The sequence below is a fragment of the Christiangramia fulva genome (assembly GCF_003024155.1).
GTDB classification, from domain to species: Bacteria; Bacteroidota; Bacteroidia; order Flavobacteriales; family Flavobacteriaceae; genus Christiangramia; species Christiangramia fulva.
Genome location: NZ_CP028136.1, coordinates 325,088 through 341,550, shown reverse-complemented (window position 1 = coordinate 341,550; position 16,463 = coordinate 325,088). Strand labels below are relative to the sequence as shown.

Below are 16,463 nucleotides of genomic sequence, written 5' to 3'. Positions count from 1 at the left end.
TTGCATTAATAGTCGATGTATACTGCATTGGCTTGCAAAGATACATAATTTCTAATGTTTTAGCCGTAGCCAAAATGATTGGCTTGTTCTATATTATGATCATTATTTCATATTTTGCATTAATATTCTCACAAATATGAAATGAGAAATCTTTTTCCAGGTATACTTCTTTTTTTAAGTCTTCTTTTTTCGAATACGGTCTTTGCTCAAAGTTCGCTATGTAAGGATATTCAGCCTTTTTGCGCGGGAGACCAGCGCCTAACCTTTCCAAACTCCAATTCTACCAACTCTAACCAGGATAACGGTGAAGTTGGCCCTGCCTATGGATGTTTGGAACAACAGTATTATCCGGCCTGGTTTTATCTTCAAATAGAAGATCCCGGCGATCTAACCTTTACTATTTCACAATATACCAACCCCGATCTTACCGGATCCCCTCTGGACGTTGATTTTGTGGTGTGGGGACCCTTTAATGTTGGAGACGATTTTTGTAATGCTTTAACTGAAGATAAAATTGTTGACTGCAGTTACCTCCCTGATGCTGTCGAAACTATGCAGATCACAGGAGCGAGGGCCAATGAGATTTATATAGTTGTTATTACCAATTTTGAAAAGTTGCCTGGGTACATTGGTCTTCAGCAAACGGATTCGGGTGAAGGTTTTGGTTCTACAGATTGTAGTATTCTTGATAAATCTTTAGGCGATTTTATTCCGGTATGCGGAGCAGATGAATATGAACTGAACGGATATACCGATGAAGCAGGCAGTTACGAGTGGTACAAAAAGAATCCTGCTACAGGTCAGTATGAAAAAATTCCCGGCGCTGACGGGCCACAATTGGTAGTTACGGAATCTGGTGATTATAAGCTCGTTGTTGCCGATGCCTTAGGTGAAAATAAAGAGGAAGATGAGGTTACTGTTACTTTTTACGATATTCCGGAAATTGGTGAAGCTTCAGATGTTTTTATTTGTAATGAAACTGCCGAAACAGTTGATCTAACAACCAATGCACCGGCTTTAATTGCTCCTAATCCCAATCCTTCTGAATATGAAGTGGTTTATTTTCAAAATGAAGAGGACCTTCAAAATAATATTCCAATTTCTAATCCTGATAGTTTTCCTTTTACAGCGGGCAAGGAAATTTTTGCCAGAGTAAAACATATCGAAGGGGGATGTTTGTCAAATTCAGTTTCTTTTAAAATGGATTCTTTTAACCTCCCCGATTTTAGTTTGGATGAAAAGACCTATTTCTGTTTGGATGCGAATGATAATTTAATAGCCCCTGTAAGAATAGGAAAAGATTTAGGCGCTGATTATGAATATGAATGGACTTTCGATGGAAATCAGGTGCAGGGGCCAATTCTTACACTTTCAGATTTTCCAGGTTCGGGAAGTATAGATTTAAAGATCACGCATAAAATAACTGGGTGTACTCTAAATCTCAGTACACTTCCTGTGAAAATTTATAGCCCGGCAGATCTTACCATAGAAGTTGCAGGCTCTGATTTTGGAGATGGTTATTCCCTTACTGCTGCTACAGTAGAGGCGAAGCCTAATCCTGATGCTATTTATGCGTATCGGTTGGATGATGGTAACTGGCAGGAAAGCAATATTTTTAAGGAAGTAGCCGCTGGGAATCATAGCATTTCTGCAAGAGAAATTCATGGCTGTGGAGCTGTAACCAGCGAAAATATTTTTCTGGTGGGTTATCCAAGGTACTTTAGCCCGAATTCAGACGGTTATAACGATAGCTGGAAAATCCTTAATAATGATCAGATAACTATTAAAAGCTTATATATTTTTGATCGTTACGGGAAGCTGCTTAAGCAGTTGGGAAGGAATAAAGGTTGGGATGGAACGTTTAATGGTAAGCCTCTCCCAGCTGATGATTACTGGTTCAGGATAGAGTTTGTAGAAGAAAAAACAGGAAAAGTCAGCAGTTATTCTGCTAACTTTTCCTTAATTAGATAAATTACAAACCAAAGTTGAGGCTTATCACCACTTTGGATAGATCCCGGTCAAGAAGGACCGGTTGGGTTAATCCTGTATTTAGTAGGGGTTCCTTTTCTTTATAAGTTGCCAGGCTATAAGCGGCATTTAAAGAAAGGCTGCCAAAATCATATCCCAAACCTGCAGTATAACCGGTAAGATCTCCAGTGCCATTATCGCTTTTAAACGGACTCTCAACAAATCTGTAACCGGCCCTGAAGCTTAGGCGGGAAACTCTATACTCACCACCAATTTTATAACTTGAAGAAGCCTGCATATTTTGATTAATATCCTGATTTATCACAGCAAAACTCGGATCGTTTACAGGTTTAAGCTTCATGGAACTGTAATCCTTCAGGCCGTATTCAAAGCTGATAAGTCCGCTTTTCCCGAAAAGATAAGCCAGACTTCCTGATATTTTAGAAGGGGTTTGCAAACGGTATTCAGGATAGGTGTTTATAACATTTGGGGCAATAGAGACATATTCATCCTGATAGCTATTTGTTTCAATGTACTGGCTGGTTTCTTCCCGAATATTATACCAGATTGGAGAATCATAACTTACTCCAAACCTCCAGTTATCTGCTTTAAAAATGCCTCCCAGCTGAAATGAAAAACCATCCCCGTTGGTAGAAAGATTATTTCCAAAATAGACTTCAGTGGTTTCACTTTCCGGATTGTCATTAAATTCACTTATTTCTTCAGAGCTTTCATAATTTATAAAATGGGAATTCAAATTCAGTCCCAGATAAAGGAAGTCCTGAAATTGTGTTCCAATATTAAAAGATAATTTTCCGTTAAGCCCTGTCGCGGCATAATTGAAGCGCTGGTCAAAATTTCCCGCATCAATTAAAGAATAATAAGAGCTATTTTCAGGATCGTTCGTTTCAGCTTCAATTACGTAAGCCTGATATCCTAAAAATGCCTGTTGAGCACCAAATCCGTAAGTTTCTCCCAGGTTGGAGTATGTTTTGTCTATGCTTTCTCCATTTGGACGTTGCAAAAGGTTCAGAGGAAGTCCATTGGCGTAATTCAGAAAATACTGGTCAATGGAATTTTGAGAAACTCCTCTGGCAATATAGTTTTCATCAAAGGTCCTGGTAGTTTGGTAATTTATCGCCAGGGATAATTTTTTAAAATCTCCGCCGCTTGTATTATTAAAGATAAAAACGCCACCAAGGTTACTTAAGTCAGTGGTAGAATTATCGCTGCTTGTTCTGCCATTCGAATATGAAATATCATTTTTTATTCCTCGAAAGCCCAGAGTGATATTAGCGCTACTGCTAAGAAAGACTGCTGAAGAAGCTGGGTTGATAGATACTGCACTCATATCACCGCCAAGAGCTCCAAAAGCTCCGCTCATTCCAATATAACGTGCTGTTCCAGAAAGCTCTTCTGAAGAATATCGATAAATATCAGGGAGATCCTGAGCTAAAGCAAGCTGTGCTGTTCCGACGAAAATAAAAAGTATAAAGAATTTTCTCATAGCATTTCATTTTATAAAAAAACCTTACAGAGCCATCTGTAAGGTTTTATTCATTTATATTATTTTTTTAAAGACCTCCACGGCCTCCTCTTGAAGTTCTACTGCTTGAGCCTGAGCTTCGGGTTGTTCCGCTGCTTCTTGTGGTGGGAGCAGAACTTCGCGTAGTAGCTGGCATTGAACTTCTTCTGGGCTCGGAAGAACGGTAGGTATTATTGTTTGAAGAACTCCTTGATTGATAAGTTCTGGAGCGTGAGTGGGTGCCCGCATCATAAGAAGGTGCAGCCTCAGTTCTTCTACTTGTGCGAGAATAGATATTTGCCGAATTATCATTACCGCTTCTGCTTCTTGCACTGGAAGTCCTGGAATTTCTTATTTCTCTAATACTTCTAGAATATGAAGAGGTTCTTGCATTATTAACAGAACTTCTTCTGCTTTCACCATCATAGTATCTTACGGGCTCGCTTCTGCGGGTAGCACTATAAGCTAACCTGTTATTTCCGTAGTAATTATAGTAATAAGGGTTGTAATAATTATAGTAAGGATAATAACCTCCGTAATAAGAAGCATATCCGTATCCAAAACCAAAGCCAATGTTCCAGAAAGGTGAATAACCATAGGCGATTGGGCTATAATATCCGCCCCAGTATGGAGAATAAGGGCTATACCATCCTGGATAATAGGGATAGCCATAGCCATATCCATAATAGCCATAACCATAACCGTATCCATAATACCATGGATTATAGAAACCGTTGTTGTAAATATTTACGGTATAAGTGTCGGGATCATTTCCCCAGGGGGCATAACCTCCTGAATAAGCGATACCATCAGCATCCTGATCTTCCTCAGCATAATTTCCATAAGAAGAAGTGGAAGAATAACTGTCAACATCGGTGAAAATATCCCTCTCTAAAATTTCGCCATACATTTCTGATTGTTGCGCGAAAAGATTTTTATAGTATGTGTTATTGTTATTGGGTTTTACTTCCTGTTTTTCCGGCTGTTCCTGTTGTTCCCAAATACCCGGTCTGGATTGACCATAAATTCCATCTGCTTCATACCCAGAATACTGGTATGAACTACAGGAAGCTAATGCCATTATCAATGCCGGTGCAAAGAGGAGGCCCAGGTTCCTTTTTATAAATGTAAAAACTTTCATAGGTAATCGTTTTTATTGTTGGGCATCATAAATTTAATTAGTTTTGCCCGACGAGTTTAGCGTGTTATTACACTCTGAAAAGGTACAAGTTTTATGCCAAATAACAAACAATGGGTAAAAATCTAACAAAGCGAAGTGAAGACTATTCCAGGTGGTATAATGAGCTGGTAGTAAAGGCTGATATGGCCGAAAATTCAGCTGTAAGAGGATGTATGGTGATCAAACCCTACGGGTTCGCCATATGGGAAAAAATGCAGGCCGAACTGGACAGGATGTTCAAAGAAACAGGACACGAAAATGCCTATTTTCCTCTTTTTGTACCTAAACATTTATTTGAGGCTGAAGAGAAAAATGCTGAAGGTTTTGCCAAAGAATGCGCAGTGGTCACTCATTACAGATTGAAAAATGATCCTGATAATCCGGGAAAACTCATCGTCGATCCCGAGGCCAAACTGGAAGAAGAACTCGTGGTAAGGCCTACTTCTGAAGCTATAATTTGGAGTACCTATAAAAACTGGATACAGTCGTACCGGGATCTTCCCATCAAGATCAACCAATGGGCAAATGTGGTTCGCTGGGAGATGAGAACCCGGTTGTTTTTAAGAACAGCTGAATTTCTCTGGCAGGAAGGTCATACCGCTCACGCTACCAAAAAAGAAGCTCTGGAAGAAACAGAGCTCATGAATGATATTTACGCTGAATTCGCCGAAAATTTTATGGCGATTCCGGTCATTAAGGGAGCTAAGACCGAAAATGAACGTTTTGCGGGCGCTCTTGAAACTTATTGTATTGAAGCCCTCATGCAGGATGGAAAAGCGTTGCAGGCAGGAACATCCCATTTTTTGGGTCAGAATTTCGCAAGAGCCTTTGACGTTAAATTTGCCACACAGGAAGGAGGTCTTGAACATGTTTGGGCTACATCCTGGGGCGTTTCAACAAGACTCATGGGTGCGCTTATCATGACGCATAGTGATGATAATGGACTGGTGCTTCCCCCTAAATTAGCTCCTACTCAGGTGGTGATCGTTCCTATTTATAAAGGCGAAGAACAGTTGAAGCAGATATCTGAAGTAGCCAATGAGCTTGTTCAGGAGCTGAAAGCCGCAGGAATTTCGGTGAAATATGACAATCGTGATACACAAAAGCCAGGCTGGAAATTTGCCCAGTACGAATTACAGGGTGTGCCGGTAAGATTAGCCCTTGGTCCAAAGGATCTTGAAAAAGGTACGGTTGAGCTTGCAAGACGTGATACGCTTACCAAAGAATTTGTAAAAAGAGAAGAGGTTGTTGAAAAAGTAAAAGCTTTGATGACCGAAATTCAGGATACTCTTTTTGAGAAAGCCCGGAAGTTCAGGGATGAGCATATTACAGAGGTAGATACTTTTGATGAATTCAAGAAAGTACTAAAAGAAAAAGGTGGTTTTATTTCAGCCCACTGGGATGGAACTCCCGAAACCGAAAATCGTATAAAAGAGCTCACCAAAGCAACCATTCGCTGTATTCCTTTTAACGGTCCTAAAGAGCCTGGAAAATGTGTCCTTACTGGTAAAGATTCGGCTCGCAGGGTGTTATTTGCAAAGGCTTATTAAAAACTTTAAAAAATTTTAAGCAACATTTGTGGCATTAAAAAATAGTTGTATTTTTGCATCCGCATTTGAAAGAAAAATTGGTCCGTTCGTCTAGGGGTTAGGACGCCAGGTTTTCATCCTGGTAACAGGGGTTCGATTCCCCTACGGACTACTAGAGAAAGTAACACTGAAAAAAGTGTTTGTGATAACAACTTCGGTTGTATTTTGAAATAAATTATGGTCCGTTCGTCTAGGGGTTAGGACGCCAGGTTTTCATCCTGGTAACAGGGGTTCGATTCCCCTACGGACTACTTTAAAAAAACTATTAAATAAGTAATTGTAATGGCAAATCATAAGTCAGCGTTGAAGAGGATCCGTAGCAATGAGAGCAAACGCCTCAGAAATCGCTACCAGCACAAAACTACCAGAAACGCAATCAAAAAATTGCGTGAAGCCGATAAAAAAGAGGCTGAAGGAATGCTTCCTTCTGTAGTTTCCATGATCGATAAATTGGCTAAGAACAATATCATTCACGATAATAAAGCTGCTAACCTAAAGTCAAAACTGACTAAGCACGTCGCAGCGCTTTAATTTTAGCAGTGTTCAATTTATAAGAATGCTTTCTGCTTTTGCGGAAGGCATTTTTTATTTTTAAAAAACTGAAACGCCCGTAAGGGTGGTAAATCTTTCCAAGGCTTTCATTCCTAATTCTGAATTTCCCTTTTCATTAAGGATGGGACTCCAAACGGCCACCGAATAATTATCGGGATGTATCGCAACAATTCCGCCGCCCACTCCACTTTTTCCCGGTAAACCTACCTGGAAACTGAATTCTCCCGCTTCATCATAAAATCCGCAGGTCTGCATCAGCGCATTTATTCGTTTTACGGTTTTGGGTTTCAGAATTTTTGTACCATTTTCAAGAATCTTTCCGCGATTGGCGAAGATCATAAAAGCTTTTGCGAGTTGCCTGCAGGACATGGCCAGTGAACATTGGTGAAAATAAAAATCCACTATGGGTTCCACATCACATTTGATATTGCCCAGGGCTTTGATATAATTGACAAGGGCGACATTTCGGTAACCTGTGCTTTTTTCTGAAGAAGCGATATTCATGTCATAATCAATATCATCTTCTCCGGTTATTTTTCTTACAAATTCCAGTAATTCCTTTTTCGGATCTTTCAGCTGATCAACCAGGATATCACTAATTACCAAAGCTCCCGCGTTGATAAACGGATTCCTGGGAATCCCGCTTTCTTTCTCCAACTGCGTTAAGCTATTGAAAGGATCCCCCGAAGGTTCTACTGAAACCCTATCCCAGAGAGATTCCCCCATGATCTGCATGGCCATAGAAAGCGTAAAAACTTTAGAAATACTCTGTATCGAAAATTTTTCATCGCTGGCACCAAAATGAAAGTGATCATTTGTTCCGCAGTAAACATGCATTCCAAATTTGCGACGATCTATTTTGGCCAGTTCGGGAATGTAAGATGCAACCTTGCCTTTTACATCCCGGTAACTCATTTCCTTATAAATAGTATCGAGTATTTTCTGGTAATCCATTAATTAAGGTCGCTTAGGTCGGTTTCGGTTTCAACTTCGTAAGGTACTTTATCCTTTTCAAAAATACGCGCCTTCAGGTCCCCCTTTAACGTAACTTTATTAGCATTTAGCTCCAGCCAACTGCCTTCACGTAAACCCACTACGGGTTGGGAATTTAAGCTGTGAAACTCTTTAATTCGCGTTTCCCGTGTTTCGCCCTTATGTTTGGAATTCGGGTCTGGATCGAGATAATGTGGATTGATATTAAACGGAACAATTCCCAAGGTTTTGAAGGAAGGCGGATATACAATGGGCATATCATTGGTGGTTTGCATACTTAATCCGCCAATATTTGTACCTGCACTTGTGCCCAGGTAGGGAGTGCCTTTTTGAATTGCCTTACGCAGTTCATCCATTATTTTATTGCGGTAGAGTTCAGATACCAGAAGAAAAGTGTTGCCGCCACCGGTAAATATCGCCGGCGCCTTTTGGACTGCTTCCGCCGCATTCTCAAATTCCTGAATTCCTTTTATTTTAATGTTGATCTTTGAAAAAGCTTTAGCGGCGTTTGCCGTATATTCGTCCAGAGAAATCCCTCCCGGGCGCGCATAAGGAATAAAGAGCACAAAGTCACAGTTTTTAAAATGTTCTTTCAGGTGCGGAAGCAGGTATTCCAGATATTCCTGATTATGAAGCGTTGAAGTGCTGGCCAGTATAGCGTTCATGATATTTTTATTTTGAAGTAAAGTTAGAGAATCGCGGTATTAAAGAAAAGTTTCTTGAAATTTACAGGCTAAAACTACTTTTTTAAGCGTTATGACTAATGAAATTTAACCAATCTAAGCTTGAACCAATTCGCCGGATCGATTTTAAATATTGAGAAAAATAGAAAAGAATGAGAGATTTCATAACGAATTATTTTATCAAACATTCCTTTTTTCTGATTTTGCTCATGTTCGGAAGTCTTGTTACCAATGCGCAGGAAAGACAAATTCTAAAAGGAAAAATCCTTTCTGTTGATCATGAAAATGTTGAAAAGATCAATATCATCAACCTGAATAATGAAACAGGAACCATTAGTGATCAGAATGGCGACTATGAATTAACAGTGAAGGCTCACGACAGTATTTTATTTTCTTCCGTTCAGTTTGAAAACAAAACCCTGGTTGTTTCAGAAAAAATGATTTCCGATGGAAAATTTCCGGATGTTATTTTGAATGATGCCATCAATGAACTGGCTGAAGTGCAAATAAGCAATATTAAGCTTTCCGGATACCTCGCTAATGATATTAACCAGGTTTCGATTGCTGAGGTTGAAACCAAAAACAAACTTCAGAGGAACCTGAATAAAGTGATAGAAATCGACCGCAGTTTAAATCCGCCTCAAAATGTTAATCCGCAGGGCGGTATCAATGTCATGAAAGTTGCAGGTATGATCGCTGATAAATTAAATACCCATAAAGAAACCCTCATTCATTTCACTCCGGAAGATTTCGTGAAAAAAAGCATAAGTATGGTAGGGGTTCAATATTTCCGGGAAACACTGGCGCTCGAGGAAAATGAGGTTACCAATTTCATTCTTTATTGCAGTGAAGAAGTGCGTTTTAAAATCCTTTTCCGCAAAGAAGATGCTTTAGGCCTTATTGAATATTTTGATTCAAAAATTGATGATTTCAGAAATTTAAGAGGAGATTTACTCAATCAACAAAAAGAAGTGCCACTTTAAACCTTTCCGCTACTTTATCGTCTATAATAGTAAGCTATCAGGAATTTGGACTGATATTTGCAAATATTTGTATAAAAAAGCTTACATGAAAAAGATTGCTATTCTTCTTGTATGCGTTTTTGCCCTGACTTCTTTTAAGGCGAATCTGCATAAAACCTATTTGAGCGTTACTGAAATTGAATACAGTAATGACGAACAAAGCCTTCAGATAATTTCCCGGGTCTTTATTGACGATTTTGAACAGGTACTTAATCAGCGTTACCAAAAAGATATCTCGTTTTCTTATAAAGAAGATCTTTCTAAACATAAAGATCTAATGCAGCAGTATCTTAATGAAAAACTGAACATCAGCGTAGACGGAAAACCTGTGAAAATTCAATTACTGGGAAGTAAATTTGATGCCGATCAGATAGAAATGTTTATCGAGGCTGATGAGGTGAATGATTTTAATACAATAACAGTCAAAGATCTAATGTTGACCGATTTGTTTGATTCCCAGAAGAATATCGTCAATATCAAGAAGAATTCTGAAGTTAAAAGTATGCTCCTGATGAAATCTGACGGGCAGAAAACCATTAATTTTTAGTAAAACTTCCTGAAGAATATAGAAATATTTACTTTTAGCATCCCTTAAAACACAAATAATAATATGAAGAGATTAAACTTGTTGTGCTCCTTTTTTATCATGTTCGTTTTCGCCGGGCTTACGGCTCAGGAAACAGGGCAGGAAAAGCAGGAAGGACATACTAATCAAAACAAATTCAGGCAAATGTATATGGAATTTGCCTCTCCAAACCAGTATAGAACGGCTTCAGGAGCTCCCGGTCCGGCATATTACCAAAACCGGGCAGATTATACTATCGATGTGACTCTTGACGACAAGAATTCGGTGCTTACTGGTGAAGAAACTGTAACTTATCATAATAATTCTCCACAAGCCCTTGAGTATCTGTGGCTTCAGTTAGACCAGAATATTCGCGAAAAAAATTCTCCTGCATTAGAGAGAAATAGTGAAACCATGTCTCCGGCTAGCTCAGTGGCAAAATTCGCCGATAAATATCTGGAAGAACCTTTCGATGGAGGTTATAAAATTCAGGAGATCACTAAAGACGGGAAATCACTTCCCTACAAGATCGTTCAAACAATGATGAGGATTGATCTTCCGCAGCCATTAAAATCGGGAGAAAGTTATTCTTTCAATGTAAAATGGAACTACAAGATCAATAATCATGTTACCGACCGTGCGCGATCTGGATATGAATATTTTCCTGAAGACGGTAACAAGACCTATCAAATTGCCCAGTTCTTTCCAAGAATGGCGGTTTATGACGATGTGGAAGGCTGGCAAAACATGCAGTTCTGGGGAAGCGGGGAATTCGCTTTGCCTTTCGGAAATTATGAAGTAAACATTACCGTTCCTGCCGACCATATCATGGAGGCTACCGGAACACTTCAGAATAGAAAAGAGGTATATTCTAAAAAAATGATGGATCGCTACGAAGAGGCAAAAAAGTCTTTTGATAAACCTGTGGTGATCGTAACTCAGGAGGAAGCCGAAAAAGCCGAAAAAGGTTTTTCAAATAAAACACAAACATGGAAGTACAAGGCTGAAAATGTTCGTGATTTCGCTTTTACCAGTTCAAGAAAATATATTCTTGATATGATGGCGACCGATGTCATGGGAAAAACAGTGATGGCCGTTTCTATTTATCCTAAAGAAGGTAATCCGCTTTGGGAAAAATGGTCAACACGTGCTGTTGCCAATACCTTAAAGACCTATTCTGCGCATACTTTCCAATATCCTTATCATAAAGCGGTATCGGTACATGCCAAGAACCAGGGAATGGAATATCCTATGATCTGCTGGAACTACGGTCGTCCTGATGAAGATGGAAGTTATAGTGACCGCACCAAATTTGGTATGATCAGCGTTATCACCCACGAAGTCGGACATAATTTTTTCCCGATGATTGTCAATTCTGATGAACGTCAGTGGGGATGGATGGATGAAGGGGTCAATACCTTCTGCCAGTATCTTGCCGAGCAGGAATTTGGTAAAAAATATCCTGAAGCTTTAGGCTCCCTAAATAAATATCCTTCAAGAAGGGGAGAGCCGCATAAAATTGTTCCTTATATGAAAGGCGAACAGGCCAATATTGCGCCGATAATGTCTAATCCAGAGGAAGTATATCAACTGGGACCAAATGCTTACGGAAAACCTGCAACAGCTCTAAATATTCTTCGAGAAAGCATTTTAGGTCACGATCTTTTTGATTATGCGTTCCATACTTACGCTCACCGATGGATGTTCAAGCATCCAACTCCCGAGGATTTCTTCCGTACCATGGAAGACGCTTCAGGTGTTGATCTTGACTGGTTCTGGAGAGGATGGTTCTATACTACAGATAATGTAGATATTGGGATCAAATCTGTCGATAAATTTTATATAACCGATAAGCCTACGGAAAAAGGAGAACAGTATCTTCAGCATTCCTGGTCTTCCAATGAAGGTGCGAAGCTTTATGTAGTTAAGGAAGAAGATCCTGAATTTGATGAAAGTCTGAAGGGAAAATCACTTCTTGAAAGTTCTGAAGCACTCAATAAATATGTTATGGATAATTTTACTGCTGAAGAACGGGCAAAACTGAAGGCTCCTAAATATTTTTATCAGGTGACCTTTGAAAAGCCGGGAGGACTTGTAATGCCGTTGTTCCTTGAAATCACTTATGCTGATGGGACTACGGAAAAAAGAACTTATCCTGTACAGATCTGGAGAAGAAATGATCAGGAAGTTAGCAAAATAATCCCTTCTTCTAAAGAGATCAAAAAGATTACTGTAGATCCCGATCTTGAAACTGCCGATGTGAATCTTGATAATAACAGCTGGCCAAAAGCTCAAAACAAGAATGAATTTGAACAGTTTAGAGATTCTAAAAAATAGATTTTAGTTAAAATTTAAATTTTAGCCGACTTTAACGAGTCGGCTTTTTTTATGCTGAGATTTGTAATTATATTTGTGCGTTATGCAAGTGTTACCTTTATTTATAAGTGGAGCCGAGATCGGATTTATCATGTTCATACTGGTGATGGTATTTGGAGCAGATAAGATCCCGGAAATAGCACGTGGCCTCGGGCAGGGCATGAAAGCTATTAGAAATGCTTCTAATGATATTAAAAGCGAAATCCAGAAAAGTGCAGAAAAGCAGGGAATTGATACTGATTTCACAAAAGATATCAAAGGGGAGATCGATAAAGTTAAAGAAGATATAGAGGAAATCTCTGGCTCGATCAAACGCCATCGATGATCTTTTTTAGATGTGGGAACAGGTTAAACAATGGGACAGGGAGTTATTCGTTTTTCTTAATAATCTCGGCATTGAAAAATATGATGCCTTTTGGATTTACGTAACGAACCCGCGCCATTGGATCCCGCTCTACTTTTTCTTTTTTCTTTTGTTCTTCTTGGCTTTCCACTGGAGAAAAGCTCTTTTTTCACTCCTTTTCCTTCTCGCTACTGTGTTTAGCGTTTGGGGATTCACCAATATTGTAAAAGGTTTTTTTATACGGCTTAGACCTAATAATACGCCCGATCTTGTGGATTTGATCAGGGTTCTGCAGGAACCCACGGGCTATAGTTTCTTTTCAGGGCATTCATCCACTTCTTTTGCTGCCACCACCTTCGTGGTTCTCGTACTGCGTGAAAAATCGAAGTGGATCTACCTTGCTTACATCTGGCCGATCATTTTTATCATGAGTCGCATTTATGTGGGAGTACATTATCCCAGTGATGTTATTGTAGGTATGCTGGTAGGGATTATTTTTGCCTTTATTTTCTTCTGGCTGTATAACAAGGCCGGCAGGCGAATATATTAACCTTTAAAACGGGAAAGGCTAAGGCCGTCACGAATAGGAAAAATTACCGTTTCCAGTCTTGTGTCGTCAGCAAGCAGCTTGTTATATTTAAGAATTGCCTGCGTAGATTCATCTTCAGCCTCCACTTTTTCTACCACTTTCCCCGACCATAATACGTTATCGGATAAAATCAAACCTCCAGGATTCATTTTTCCGATGATCAGGTCAAAATATTTAGGATAATTCGGTTTATCAGCATCTATAAAAACCAGGTCGAATTTCCCTTCTAATTGAGGAATAATGCTGGTCGCATCTCCTATATGCTGTTTGATCTGCTCGCCAAATTTTGATTTTTTAAAATATTTTTTCTGAAAATCATACAGCTCTTCATTGATATCAATGGTATGAAGAATCCCGCCCTCCTGAAGTCCTTCGGCGAGACAAAGCGCTGAATAACCGGTGTAAGTGCCGATTTCGAGGATGCTTTTAGGTGCCTTTAATTTTGATAATAGACTTAACACTCTACCCTGATAGTGGCCGCTGAGCATCCTTGGCTGAAGAATCTTCTGATTTGTTTCCCGGTTAAGGGCGGCAAGCAGTTCTGGCTCTTTTTCAGAATATTTTTCGATATATTCATCGATCTTTTCAGGTAAGAAATTCATGAGTTGATTTTTGACAAAATTAAACAAATATGAGTACCAACTCAAGTTCAGGGGATTCGTCATGAAATTGTATTTTTACTAAAAATTCAGTGTATGAAGTTTGAAAATTCAAGAGAGTTTGCTCAGAAATTAGATAGTGAAGACGCATTGGCACCTTACCGGGAGCAATTTATTTTTCCAAAAGTCAGAGGAAAAAAGGTGATCTATTTTGTAGGAAACTCGCTCGGACTTCAACCTAAATCGGCAAAAAAATATGTCGATGAAATAATGAATGATTGGGCAGAACTGGGCGTAGAAGGGCATTTTCATGCCGAAAAACCATGGTGGGATTATCATGAACGATTTGCTCCAAAATTGGCAAAAATTGTAGGTGCAAATCCTGAAGAAGTAACGGTAATGAACACCCTTACGGTGAATCTTCATTTGCTGATGGTCTCCTTTTATCGCCCTTCCGGTAAGCGATTTAAAATCATTTGTGAAGAAAAGGCCTTTCCCAGCGATCAGTACATGCTGGCCAGCCAGGTGAGATTCCATGGATATGATCCCGATGAAGCCATTGTTGAAATTAAAAAGAGGGAGGGTGAAAATAATTTCAGGACAGAGGATATTCTCGCGAAGATCGATGAAGTAGGAGAGAAGTGCGCACTGGTGTTAATTGGAGGTGTGAATTATTATACCGGCCAGGTTTTTAACATGCAAAAGATTACCCGGGCCGGACATGAAGTTGGAGCTTTTGTGGGATGGGATCTCGCTCATGCCGCCGGAAATATTGAGTTGAAATTAAGCGATTGGAACGTTGATTTTGCGGCCTGGTGCAGCTATAAATACATGAATTCCGGCCCCGGGAATGCTTCGGGAGTTTTTATCAATAAAAAGTATCATAATAGAAAGGATATTCCGCGTTTTGAAGGCTGGTGGGGCCATAATAAAGCAAGACGATTCCTGATGGAACCTGAATTTCAGCCAGAACCAGATGCCAATGCCTGGCAGATCAGTAATGCTCCTGTGCTCGCCTTAGGTCCCTATCTGGCATCTTTAGAAATGTTTGATGAAGTGGGAATGCCGGCCCTAATTGAAAAGAGAAATAAAATTGTGGCTTACCTCGAGTACATTCTGCACGAAATCGATAAGGAAGTGGAGAGTACTTTTGAAATTATTACACCTGAAAATCCTAAAGAGCGAGGTACCCAACTTTCTGTGTTTTTACATGGCGAGGGGAAGGAAATTTTTCGCTACCTTATGGATCACGGAGTGATTACAGACTGGCGGGAACCAAACGTCATTCGTCTTGCCCCCGCAGCATTCTACTGTTCTTTTGAAGATATGTATGAGTTTGGCCAAATTCTTAAAAACGGAATTTTGTCTAAACCAAAATAAATCGGCCTACTCCGCAGAAATGTCAGAAAAGAAGATCTTAAAATTACCATCCTTTCCTTTATGTTCCCGGGCGATTTTAATTCCTTCAAAATCATGGTAATCTTCCCAGGTGGTAGCCAATGGATTTCCGCCGCCTGAAGGTTTATACACCCATTCCTGTATCATATAATCATCATTGAAGTAAATGTCATAAGTATCTCCTGGTGTATATCCTCCCTGTGAGGGATAATTCACACTCATCATCTTCATTTCTTCCCCGCTTATAGGCGCCTGAGCCTTCTTTACCTCGCTTATTTCAGCATTAGACCATTCAAGCTGAAATGGAAAAAGAAGCCAGTAAGTATCGTTGACGAATTTTCTATCGATCTTTTTGTCTTTTTCGCTGAGGCTGTCTTTTTTTATGTAACTCATTACCGTATCTTTTTCAGTAAGGGTAATTTTATGAGTATCGGGATGCCATGCCCAATGGCGCTTTGATCTTATAGTGTCATTTACCTCTACATTAAACGTAAATTCCAGTTTTTTGATACTGTCGAATTTTTTAATTCCGTTTGCAAAAGCAATTTTATCAGCTGCCGATGCTGGCTCATTCATGTCTTCCAGTTTCTTTTCTTTCTGCTTTTGATCATTACAGGAAAGAAGGAAAAGGCTTAGTGAGAATAATAAAATAAATTTTTTCATCGTTGGTTTTTAAGTGAAAGTAAAGATAAGGAATATTCAACTATTTGATTTTCAGGTAATTCATACCTTCATTTTTTGTTATAAAAAACCCTTTGAAATTCAAAGGGTTTAATGAAACTGCCATTTTTTATAATCTTCTTCCCGTGAGTAATTTGTATAAAATTAAGATCACGGCCAATACAATAAGAATATGTATTATGCTTCCCAGGTCAGGAAACGCAAAATATCCTATTAGCCATCCTATGATCAACAGGACAATGATAAGCCAAATTAAATCTCTCATATCTTTTGGTTTTAAGAGGCGCTTTTTCAGGATCGCCATCAGTTGTTTTGTACTGGAGAATGGGTATTTACCTAATTCTCAATACTAAAGGTAGATAATTGAAAGACGAGCAGGACCTTCTTTAACCTTGATTTA

General features: G+C 39.3%; 16 protein-coding genes and 2 tRNA genes. 11 read left to right on the top strand and 7 right to left on the bottom strand.

From position 1 onward, the window contains the following. Nucleotides 1-141: 141 nt before the first annotated feature. Nucleotides 142-1,971: a T9SS type B sorting domain-containing protein gene (locus tag C7S20_RS01655; protein WP_107010852.1), complete on the top strand. Its 1,830-nt coding sequence runs from the start codon at nucleotides 142-144 to the stop codon at nucleotides 1,969-1,971. Nucleotide 1,972: 1 nt separating this feature from the next. Here the strand turns inward: C7S20_RS01655 and C7S20_RS01650 are convergent, their stop codons facing one another. Further along, a complete protein-coding gene (locus C7S20_RS01650) occupies nucleotides 1,973-3,475 on the bottom strand; it encodes an OmpP1/FadL family transporter (protein WP_107010851.1) in 1,503 nt (500 codons plus the stop codon). Nucleotides 3,476-3,542: 67 nt separating this feature from the next. Then, the gene (locus C7S20_RS01645; RefSeq protein ID WP_107010850.1) at nucleotides 3,543-4,634 is read right to left on the bottom strand and encodes a hypothetical protein; all 1,092 of its coding nucleotides are present in this window, start codon (nucleotides 4,632-4,634) and stop codon (nucleotides 3,543-3,545) included. 110 nt (nucleotides 4,635-4,744) lie between these two features. Here C7S20_RS01645 and proS point away from each other — a divergent pair, with 110 nt between their 5' ends. From proS to rpsT, 4 genes are all read left to right on the top strand, one after another. Next, the gene (gene proS / locus C7S20_RS01640; protein ID WP_107010849.1) at nucleotides 4,745-6,223 is read left to right on the top strand and encodes a proline--tRNA ligase; all 1,479 of its coding nucleotides are present in this window, start codon (nucleotides 4,745-4,747) and stop codon (nucleotides 6,221-6,223) included. 79 nt (nucleotides 6,224-6,302) lie between these two features. Continuing rightward, nucleotides 6,303-6,374: transfer RNA gene (locus tag C7S20_RS01635), tRNA-Glu, on the top strand. Between the two features lie 67 nt (nucleotides 6,375-6,441). Continuing rightward, nucleotides 6,442-6,513 (top strand) — tRNA-Glu (locus tag C7S20_RS01630). Between the two features lie 31 nt (nucleotides 6,514-6,544). Beyond that, nucleotides 6,545-6,793 (top strand): 30S ribosomal protein S20, encoded by a 249-nt coding sequence (gene rpsT, locus C7S20_RS01625; RefSeq protein ID WP_107010848.1) that lies wholly within the window; start codon nucleotides 6,545-6,547, stop codon nucleotides 6,791-6,793. Nucleotides 6,794-6,853: 60 nt separating this feature from the next. Here rpsT and C7S20_RS01620 read toward each other — a convergent pair whose 3' ends face one another. Next, the gene (locus C7S20_RS01620) at nucleotides 6,854-7,768 is read right to left on the bottom strand and encodes a glutaminase (RefSeq protein ID WP_107010847.1); all 915 of its coding nucleotides are present in this window, start codon (nucleotides 7,766-7,768) and stop codon (nucleotides 6,854-6,856) included. Continuing rightward, on the bottom strand, nucleotides 7,768-8,472 hold the full coding sequence (gene pepE, locus C7S20_RS01615) for a dipeptidase PepE (RefSeq protein ID WP_107010846.1): 705 nt from the start codon (nucleotides 8,470-8,472) through the stop codon (nucleotides 7,768-7,770). Before pepE ends, C7S20_RS01620 begins: the two co-directional genes overlap by 1 nt. A gap of 170 nt (nucleotides 8,473-8,642) precedes the next feature. Here pepE and C7S20_RS01610 point away from each other — a divergent pair, with 170 nt between their 5' ends. From C7S20_RS01610 to C7S20_RS01590, 5 genes are all read left to right on the top strand, one after another. Further along, a complete protein-coding gene (locus C7S20_RS01610) occupies nucleotides 8,643-9,473 on the top strand; it encodes a hypothetical protein (protein WP_107010845.1) in 831 nt (276 codons plus the stop codon). 85 nt (nucleotides 9,474-9,558) lie between these two features. Next, on the top strand, nucleotides 9,559-10,059 hold the full coding sequence (locus C7S20_RS01605) for a DUF6702 family protein (protein WP_107010844.1): 501 nt from the start codon (nucleotides 9,559-9,561) through the stop codon (nucleotides 10,057-10,059). 63 nt (nucleotides 10,060-10,122) lie between these two features. Next, complete coding sequence (locus tag C7S20_RS01600; protein ID WP_107010843.1) at nucleotides 10,123-12,414, top strand: M1 family metallopeptidase; 2,292 nt, start codon at nucleotides 10,123-10,125, stop codon at nucleotides 12,412-12,414. An 82-nt stretch (nucleotides 12,415-12,496) separates the two neighbouring features. Next, nucleotides 12,497-12,778 (top strand): Sec-independent protein translocase subunit TatA/TatB, encoded by a 282-nt coding sequence (locus tag C7S20_RS01595; protein ID WP_107010842.1) that lies wholly within the window; start codon nucleotides 12,497-12,499, stop codon nucleotides 12,776-12,778. A 10-nt stretch (nucleotides 12,779-12,788) separates the two neighbouring features. Continuing rightward, nucleotides 12,789-13,346, top strand: coding sequence for a phosphatase PAP2 family protein (locus C7S20_RS01590; protein WP_107010841.1), 558 nt, complete (start codon nucleotides 12,789-12,791; stop codon nucleotides 13,344-13,346). Here the strand turns inward: C7S20_RS01590 and C7S20_RS01585 are convergent. After that, on the bottom strand, nucleotides 13,343-13,987 hold the full coding sequence (locus C7S20_RS01585; RefSeq protein WP_107010840.1) for an O-methyltransferase: 645 nt from the start codon (nucleotides 13,985-13,987) through the stop codon (nucleotides 13,343-13,345). The genes C7S20_RS01590 and C7S20_RS01585 overlap by 4 nt on opposite strands. A gap of 93 nt (nucleotides 13,988-14,080) precedes the next feature. Here C7S20_RS01585 and kynU point away from each other — a divergent pair, with 93 nt between their 5' ends. Next, a complete protein-coding gene (gene kynU, locus C7S20_RS01580; protein WP_107010839.1) occupies nucleotides 14,081-15,364 on the top strand; it encodes a kynureninase in 1,284 nt (427 codons plus the stop codon). A gap of 6 nt (nucleotides 15,365-15,370) precedes the next feature. On the opposite strand, the gene C7S20_RS01575 is transcribed toward kynU, so the two are convergent. Continuing rightward, the gene (locus C7S20_RS01575; protein ID WP_107010838.1) at nucleotides 15,371-16,045 is read right to left on the bottom strand and encodes a hypothetical protein; all 675 of its coding nucleotides are present in this window, start codon (nucleotides 16,043-16,045) and stop codon (nucleotides 15,371-15,373) included. A 127-nt stretch (nucleotides 16,046-16,172) separates the two neighbouring features. Then, nucleotides 16,173-16,328 (bottom strand): lmo0937 family membrane protein, encoded by a 156-nt coding sequence (locus C7S20_RS01570; protein WP_107014055.1) that lies wholly within the window; start codon nucleotides 16,326-16,328, stop codon nucleotides 16,173-16,175. Between the last annotated feature and the right edge of the window lie 135 nt (nucleotides 16,329-16,463).

Excerpts from the sequence above, each read along its gene's own strand:
- C7S20_RS01655 (WP_107010852.1), top strand. The coding sequence starts at position 142 with ATGAGAAATCTTTTTCCAGGTATACTTCTTTTTTTAAGTCTTCTTTTT.
- C7S20_RS01650 (WP_107010851.1), bottom strand. The coding sequence starts at position 3,475 with ATGAGAAAATTCTTTATACTTTTTATTTTCGTCGGAACAGCACAGCTT.
- C7S20_RS01645 (WP_107010850.1), bottom strand. The coding sequence starts at position 4,634 with ATGAAAGTTTTTACATTTATAAAAAGGAACCTGGGCCTCCTCTTTGCA.
- proS (WP_107010849.1), top strand. The coding sequence starts at position 4,745 with ATGGGTAAAAATCTAACAAAGCGAAGTGAAGACTATTCCAGGTGGTAT.
- rpsT (WP_107010848.1), top strand. The coding sequence starts at position 6,545 with ATGGCAAATCATAAGTCAGCGTTGAAGAGGATCCGTAGCAATGAGAGC.
- C7S20_RS01620 (WP_107010847.1), bottom strand. The coding sequence starts at position 7,768 with ATGGATTACCAGAAAATACTCGATACTATTTATAAGGAAATGAGTTAC.
- pepE (WP_107010846.1), bottom strand. The coding sequence starts at position 8,472 with ATGAACGCTATACTGGCCAGCACTTCAACGCTTCATAATCAGGAATAT.
- C7S20_RS01610 (WP_107010845.1), top strand. The coding sequence starts at position 8,643 with ATGAGAGATTTCATAACGAATTATTTTATCAAACATTCCTTTTTTCTG.
- C7S20_RS01605 (WP_107010844.1), top strand. The coding sequence starts at position 9,559 with ATGAAAAAGATTGCTATTCTTCTTGTATGCGTTTTTGCCCTGACTTCT.
- C7S20_RS01600 (WP_107010843.1), top strand. The coding sequence starts at position 10,123 with ATGAAGAGATTAAACTTGTTGTGCTCCTTTTTTATCATGTTCGTTTTC.
- C7S20_RS01595 (WP_107010842.1), top strand. The coding sequence starts at position 12,497 with ATGCAAGTGTTACCTTTATTTATAAGTGGAGCCGAGATCGGATTTATC.
- C7S20_RS01590 (WP_107010841.1), top strand. The coding sequence starts at position 12,789 with ATGTGGGAACAGGTTAAACAATGGGACAGGGAGTTATTCGTTTTTCTT.
- C7S20_RS01585 (WP_107010840.1), bottom strand. The coding sequence starts at position 13,987 with ATGAATTTCTTACCTGAAAAGATCGATGAATATATCGAAAAATATTCT.
- kynU (WP_107010839.1), top strand. The coding sequence starts at position 14,081 with ATGAAGTTTGAAAATTCAAGAGAGTTTGCTCAGAAATTAGATAGTGAA.
- C7S20_RS01575 (WP_107010838.1), bottom strand. The coding sequence starts at position 16,045 with ATGAAAAAATTTATTTTATTATTCTCACTAAGCCTTTTCCTTCTTTCC.
- C7S20_RS01570 (WP_107014055.1), bottom strand. The coding sequence starts at position 16,328 with ATGAGAGATTTAATTTGGCTTATCATTGTCCTGTTGATCATAGGATGG.